5 protein-coding genes are annotated in these 6,868 nt (G+C 64.3%); 3 read left to right on the top strand and 2 right to left on the bottom strand.

Annotated elements, in window-relative coordinates; all coding sequences use genetic code 11:
* Positions 1-151: 151 nt before the first annotated feature.
* A complete protein-coding gene (acnA, locus tag WBQ44_RS05775) occupies positions 152-2,956 on the top strand; it encodes an aconitate hydratase AcnA (RefSeq protein ID WP_495565769.1) in 2,805 nt (934 codons plus the stop codon).
* Positions 2,957-3,116: 160 nt separating this feature from the next.
* Entirely contained in the window at positions 3,117-3,695 is a 579-nt protein-coding gene (locus WBQ44_RS05770) for a TetR/AcrR family transcriptional regulator (RefSeq protein ID WP_495565768.1), read from the top strand.
* A gap of 34 nt (positions 3,696-3,729) precedes the next feature.
* Here the strand turns inward: WBQ44_RS05770 and WBQ44_RS05765 are convergent, their stop codons facing one another.
* Complete coding sequence (locus WBQ44_RS05765; protein ID WP_495565767.1) at positions 3,730-4,035, bottom strand: helix-turn-helix domain-containing protein; 306 nt, start codon at positions 4,033-4,035, stop codon at positions 3,730-3,732.
* A gap of 135 nt (positions 4,036-4,170) precedes the next feature.
* A complete protein-coding gene (locus WBQ44_RS05760; protein ID WP_495565766.1) occupies positions 4,171-5,802 on the bottom strand; it encodes an ABC-F family ATP-binding cassette domain-containing protein in 1,632 nt (543 codons plus the stop codon).
* 167 nt (positions 5,803-5,969) lie between these two features.
* On the opposite strand from WBQ44_RS05760, the gene WBQ44_RS05755 reads away from it, so the two are divergent.
* Complete coding sequence (locus tag WBQ44_RS05755) at positions 5,970-6,758, top strand: SDR family oxidoreductase (protein ID WP_495565765.1); 789 nt, start codon at positions 5,970-5,972, stop codon at positions 6,756-6,758.
* The last annotated feature ends 110 nt before the right edge of the window (positions 6,759-6,868 follow it).

Below are 6,868 nucleotides of genomic sequence, written 5' to 3'. Positions count from 1 at the left end.
AGCGTACTGTTAGACTTCCATCGAGACACTGCCCGAGGGTCCGCAAGCAATCCGCACGCCGGATGCCATGCCGAGACACACGGTCAGCGCCTCGCTTCAACCGTCGACACAGCCCCGTCGGCGGTGTGCCTCATAGACGAGTGGAGCTGAAGTGACCGCCAGTAATGATTCATTCGGTGCAAAGGGCACCCTCGAAGTCGGAAAGAACTCGTACGAGATCTTCCGGTTGTCGGCCTTGCCTGGCGCCGAGAAGTTGCCCTACGCATTGAAGGTCCTCGCGGAGAACCTCCTTCGCACCGAGGACGGTGCCAACATCACCGCCGACCACATTCGCTCGATTGCATCGTGGGATCCCTCCGCGGAGCCGAGCTTCGAAATTCAGTTCACCCCTGCACGCGTCATCATGCAGGACTTCACGGGCGTGCCGTGCATCGTCGACCTCGCCACGATGCGTGAGGCCGTCACCACCCTCGGTGGCGACCCCAACAAGGTCAACCCCCTCTCCCCCGCCGACATGGTCATCGACCACTCGGTCATCCTGGACGTCTTCGGTCGCGCCGACGCCCTCGAACGCAACGTCGACCTCGAGTACGAGCGCAACGGCGAGCGTTACCAGTTCCTCCGCTGGGGACAGGGCGCATTCGACGACTTCAAGGTCGTCCCCCCGGGCATGGGCATCGTGCACCAGGTCAACATCGAGTACTTGGCGCCGACCATCATGACCCGTAAGGGCCAGGCCTACCCCGACACCTGCGTCGGCACCGACTCGCACACGACGATGGTCAACGGACTCGGCGTACTCGGCTGGGGCGTCGGCGGCATCGAGGCCGAGGCAGCGATGCTCGGCCAGCCCGTCTCGATGCTCATCCCCCGCGTCGTCGGATTCAAGCTCTCCGGCGAGATCCAGCCGGGCGTGACCGCAACCGACGTGGTCCTCACCGCCACCGAAATGCTGCGTAAGCACGGTGTCGTCGGCAAGTTCGTCGAGTTCTACGGCGAAGGCGTCGCCGAGGTTCCGCTCGCGAACCGCGCAACCCTGGGCAACATGAGCCCCGAGTTCGGTTCCACCGCAGCGATCTTCCCGATCGACGAGGAAACCATCAACTACCTGCGCCTCACCGGCCGCAGCGACGAGCAGCTGGCGCTCGTCGAGGCGTACGCCAAGGAACAGGGCATGTGGCACGACCCGAAGAACGAGGCCGTGTACTCGGAGTACATCGAGCTCGATCTGAACACCGTCGTGCCGTCCATCGCCGGACCGAAGCGTCCGCAGGACCGAATCATGCTGTCGGATTCCAAGAATGCGTTCCGCAAGGACATCCACAACTACGTCGAGGAGAATCACCCGACCGAGCTGTCCCAGCTCGACGAGGCCGTCGACGAGTCCTTCCCTGCGTCTGATCCGGCCACCCTGTCGTTTGCCGATGACGGTGCCGTCGACGTGCAGTCGGCCGCCTACGGTTGCGAAGGTCGCCCGAGCAAGCCCGTGCGCGTCGTCACCGACGAGGCAGGCGAGTTCGTCCTCGATCACGGCGCAGTGGTCGTCGCAGGCATCACCTCCTGCACCAACACCTCCAACCCGTCCGTGATGCTCGGCGCTGCCCTGCTCGCCCGCAACGCGGTCGACAAGGGCCTCTCGACCAAGCCCTGGGTCAAGACCAACATGGCTCCCGGTTCGCAGGTCGTCACCGACTACTACGAGAAGGCCGGCCTGTGGCCGTACCTCGAGAAGCTGGGTTACTACCTCGGTGGTTACGGATGCACCACGTGCATCGGCAACACCGGCCCGCTGCTCGAGCCGATCTCGAAGGCGATCAACGACAACGATCTGTCGGTCACCGCCGTGCTCTCCGGCAACCGTAACTTCGAGGGTCGCATTTCCCCCGACGTGAAGATGAACTACCTGGCCTCGCCGCCACTGGTCATCGCGTACGGCCTCGCGGGAACCATGGACTTCGACTTCGAAACCGATTCGCTCGGCGAGGACCACGAGGGCAATCCCGTGTTCCTGAAGGACATCTGGCCGTCCTCGCAGGAGATCGAAGAGACGATTCAGTCCTCGATCAGCCGGGACATGTTCAGCAAGTCCTACGAGACCATCTTCGCCGGTGACAGCCGCTGGCAAAATCTCTCCACTCCCGAGGGCGACACCTTCGAGTGGGACCCGAAGTCGACGTACGTGCGCAAGCCTCCGTACTTCGACGGCATGACGATGGATCCGGCACCCGTCGAAGACATCAAGGGTGCTCGCGTCCTGGCCCTGCTCGGCGACTCGGTCACGACCGACCACATCAGCCCGGCAGGTCCGATCAAGGCGGGTACGCCTGCTGCGCAGTACCTGGATTCACACGGCGTCGAACGCAAGGATTACAACTCGCTCGGATCGCGTCGCGGCAACCACGAAGTGATGATTCGCGGAACGTTCGCGAACATCCGTCTGAAGAACCAGCTCCTCGACGACGTCTCGGGCGGATACACCCGCGACTTCACGAAGGAAGACGGTCCGCAGGCCTTCATCTACGACGCAGCGCAGAACTACCAGGAAGCGGGCATCCCACTCGTCGTCCTGGGCGGCAAGGAGTACGGCAGCGGATCGTCGCGTGACTGGGCGGCCAAGGGCACAAGCTTGCTGGGCGTCAAGGCGGTCATCACCGAGTCGTTCGAGCGTATTCACCGCTCCAACCTCATCGGCATGGGCGTTGTCCCGCTTCAGTTCCCGGTCGGCGAGAGCGCTAAGTCGTTGAAGCTCGACGGTACCGAGACCTTCGACATCGTCGGCATCGAGAAGTTGAACGAAGGCACCACGCCGAAGACGATGGCCGTCACGGCGACCAAGACCGACGGCAGCAAGGTCGAGTTCGATGCCGTCGTTCGCATCGACACACCGGGTGAGGCCGACTACTACCGCAACGGTGGAATTCTGCAGTATGTGCTTCGCAACATGATCAGAAACTGATCTCATCCAGAGCACTACGCCGTGAGTGATTTCGGCTGCTGAACACAGAACGCGCACGACCACGTCGGGTTTCACCGAACCCGGGCTGCAAGGGTCGTGCGCGTTCTGCTCTGCCGGCTCGGCCGGCCGAGGACCACCACCCGTTCAGAAGGAGGCAGTCGTGCCGAAGGTCAGCGAAGACCAGTTGGCGGCGAGGCGAAGCGAGATCCTCGACGGCGCGCGTAAGTGCTTCGGCGAGTTCGGGTACGAGGGCGCCACGGTGAGGCGTCTCGAAGAGGCCACCGGACTCTCACGCGGCGCGATCTTCCATCACTTCAAGGACAAGGACGGCCTTTTCCTGGCTTTGGCCCAGGAGGACGCCAGGCGGATGGCCGACGTCGCCGCGAACCAGGGCATCGTCCAGGTCATGCGGGACATGCTGGCTCAACCCGACCGGTTCGAGTGGTTGGGCACTCGGCTCGAGATAGCCCGACGCATCCGCACCGATCCGGAGTTCAGAAAAAGCTGGTCGGAGAAGTCCGCAGAATTGACCGACGCCACGCTGGCCCGCCTGGAACGACAGAAGACCGCCGGTAAACTACGCGACGACGTGGCCCCGGACGTCATGGTGGACTACCTGGATCTGGTCCTCGACGGCCTCGTCGCACGGATCGCGTCGGGGCAGGGAGGAGACAACCTTTCGGCGGTGCTCGACCTTGTCGAGGAATCCGTGCGTAAGCCGGACTCGTCGCTGCGCTGACAGATCAGGCACCAGAAGCCGGCCCCTGGCAGGGTCAGGACACCGGGGTGGTTACCCCCGCATTGGCGATGCGGGTGCGATTAGGGCCGCCACGCGATCGCAGGCGCGCACCCGACTCGGCCAACACCTGATGGACGAAACCGTAGGAACGACCGGTCTGCAGCGCGAGCGAACGGATACTGGCGCCTGCCTCGTACAGGTCCTTGAGCGAAGCGCTCAGCTGACCGCGTGAATCACCGGTGATGCGAGCACCTTTGGCGATCTGCCCGTCCTCGTGGGCAACGACGTCTTCTTCGTGGGCACGGACGTTTTCGGGGGATCGAGCTTTCGTGTGTGGCATAGGGCCTCCAGTCGGCGCCGCCGGCGTGGAGCCGACGGAACAACCGAAGACCCATCGCTCGACGATCTCCCCCGTGCAGACAAGGGTAGACGGCCGCTCTGCCCGCCACGAGAAAACAGCCGATCCGACGAACGCTCAAGCCAACTGAATGAGCTCCAGATACTCCTGGGACCAGTGATCCTCGGTGCCATCGGGGAGAAGAATGACCCGTTCCGGTGAGAGAGCCTCGGCCGCACCTGGATCGTGGGTGACGAGCACGACGGCACCCTTGTAGCTGCGGAGGGCATCGAGAACCTGCTCGCGGGAGATCGGGTCGAGGTTGTTGGTCGGTTCGTCGAGCAACAACACGTTGGCGGCTGACGACACCAGGCCGGCGAGCGCCAGACGCGTTTTCTCACCGCCGGAGAGCGTGCCGGCGGGCTGCTCGAGTTGCGGTCCGGTGAACATGAACGCACCCAGCAGGGATCTGAGCTCCTGTTCGCCCGTGTCCGGAGCTGCGTGCCGAACGTTCTCCCACACCGATGCGCGGTCGTCGAGCGTGTCGTGCTCCTGAGCGAAGTAACCGATTCGCAGTCCGTGACCGGGGTCGATCTGGCCGGAGTCGGACTTCTCAGTACCCGCCAGAATGCGCAGCAGCGTCGTCTTTCCCGCACCATTGAGCCCGAGAACCACCACGCGGCTACCGCGGTCGATGGCCAGGTCGACACCCGCGAAGATCTCCAGCGATCCGTACATCTTGGTCAGATTCTTCGCCATCAGCGGAGTCTTGCCACAGGGAGCGGGCTCGGGGAAGCGAATGTGCGCAACCTTGTCGGACACCCGCTCGGCATCGAGATTGGCGAGGAGTTTGTCGGCGCGCTTCGCCATGTTTTGTGCCGCAACGGCTTTGGTCGCCTTGGCGCCCATCTTGGCCGCCTGCACCCGCAGTGCGCCCGCTTTCTTCTCGGCATTGGCGCGTTCGCGGCGACGGCGCTGCTCGTCGGTCGCACGGGCGTCGATGTACTTCTTCCAGTTCATGTTGTAGATGTCGGCCTCGCCGCGCACTGCGTCGAGGAACCAGACCCGATTGACCACGTCGCCGAGCAACTCGACATCGTGACTGATGACGATCAGTCCACCTTCGTGGTTCTGCAGGAACCCGCGGAGCCAGGTGATCGAATCGGCGTCGAGGTGGTTCGTCGGCTCGTCGAGCAACAGTGTCGTGTTCGACCGACCACCACTGCCGTCCGAGGCGGCGAACAGAATGCGTGCGAGCTCGACTCGGCGCCGCTGTCCACCCGAGAGCGTGCGAAGCGGCTGACCCAGGATTCGGTCGGGCAGACCCAAGCTGTTGGAGATGCGCGCTGCCTCGCTCTCGGCCTCGTACCCGCCCAGCGAAGCGAACCGCTCCTCGAGCTCCCCGTACTTGTGCACCGCCCGATCGAGCCGCGCCTCGTCGGCGACCTCGGCCATCAACGCCTGCTGCTTTTCCATCTGATGCAGCAGGGTGTCGAGCCCGCGAGCAGACAGCACTCGGTCGCGAGCCAGGACGTCGAGGTCTCCCTCCTTCGGGTCCTGCGGGAGGTAACCGAGGTCTCCGGTACGGACGACCTGCCCGGCGTACGGTTCGCCCTCACCCGCGAGGATGCGGAGAGTCGTGGTCTTGCCCGCGCCGTTGCGGCCGACGAGTCCGATACGGTCGCCTGCCTGAACACGCAGGGCTGGTCCTGGAGACGAGAGCAACGTGCGGACACCGGCACGAACTTCCAAGTCGGTGGCGGTGATCACGCGGGTACTCCTAGCGATTGAATGAAGTAAATATCTGGCTCGGCCGAACCATCGGCGGTTCACCCACATCGATGATGACGATCACCGGCCCGAGCAACCACTCATTTTAGCCCCTCGAACGGTGTGCTGCGGACAGCTCCGGCAGTGACACCGGTAACGTCTCGCCCATGACTGCCGCGCACACGTCAACCGTTCGGGATCTGACCGGTCGAGCCGCACTCGTCACCGGCGCCAGCAGGGGCATAGGCAAGGCTGTGGCCGCAGAACTACTCGCCCGCGGCGCCAAGGTGACAATCACCGCACGTAAGCCCGAGCCGCTCGAAGAAGCTGCCCGTGAACTGAGAGAGAGTGCCGACGACGGTGCCGAGGTGCTTGCGATACCGGGCAACGCCGGGGACGCCGATTCGCGCCGCCACGCCGTCGCCGCGACGATCGACACACTCGGATCCCTGGACATCCTCGTCAACAACACTGGAATCAATCCGGTCTACGGCTCGCTGATGGACGCCGACCTCGACGGCGTGAAGAAAATTTTCGACACCAACGTCGTCGCCACGCTGGGCTTCGTGCAGGAAGCGTTCCACGGATGGATGGGCGAGCACGGCGGCGCGGTCGTCAACGTCGCCAGCGTGGCCGGCATCCGATCAACAGGCGTGATCGCTGCCTACGGCGCGTCGAAGGCCGCGTTGATTCGGCTCACCGAGGAATTGGCCTGGCAACTGGGACCGGCCATCCGCGTGAACGCGGTTGCACCCGGCGTCGTCAAGACCCGATTCGCCGAAGCGTTGGTCGCGGCGGGTGAAGAACAGGCCGCTTCGGTGTATCCGATGAAGCGGCTCGGGACACCCGAGGACGTTGCGAGCCTGATCGGCTTCCTCGTCTCCGACAAGTCGTCGTGGATCACCGGCGAGACGATCCGCGTGGACGGCGGCCTGCTCGCAACCGGCGGAATGTGAGCGCGGTGCTGCCTGCCCAAGCGCGGACCGTGACGGCGGACCTGATCGTCGTGGGTCTCGGGCCGGCCGGGCGCGCGGTCACACACCGCGCATCCGCGGCCGGTATGGAC

Source organism: Rhodococcus sp. (in: high G+C Gram-positive bacteria) (genome assembly GCF_049591685.1).
Classification (GTDB): domain Bacteria; phylum Actinomycetota; class Actinomycetes; order Mycobacteriales; family Mycobacteriaceae; genus Rhodococcoides.
This window is presented reverse-complemented; position numbering and strand designations above follow the sequence as displayed.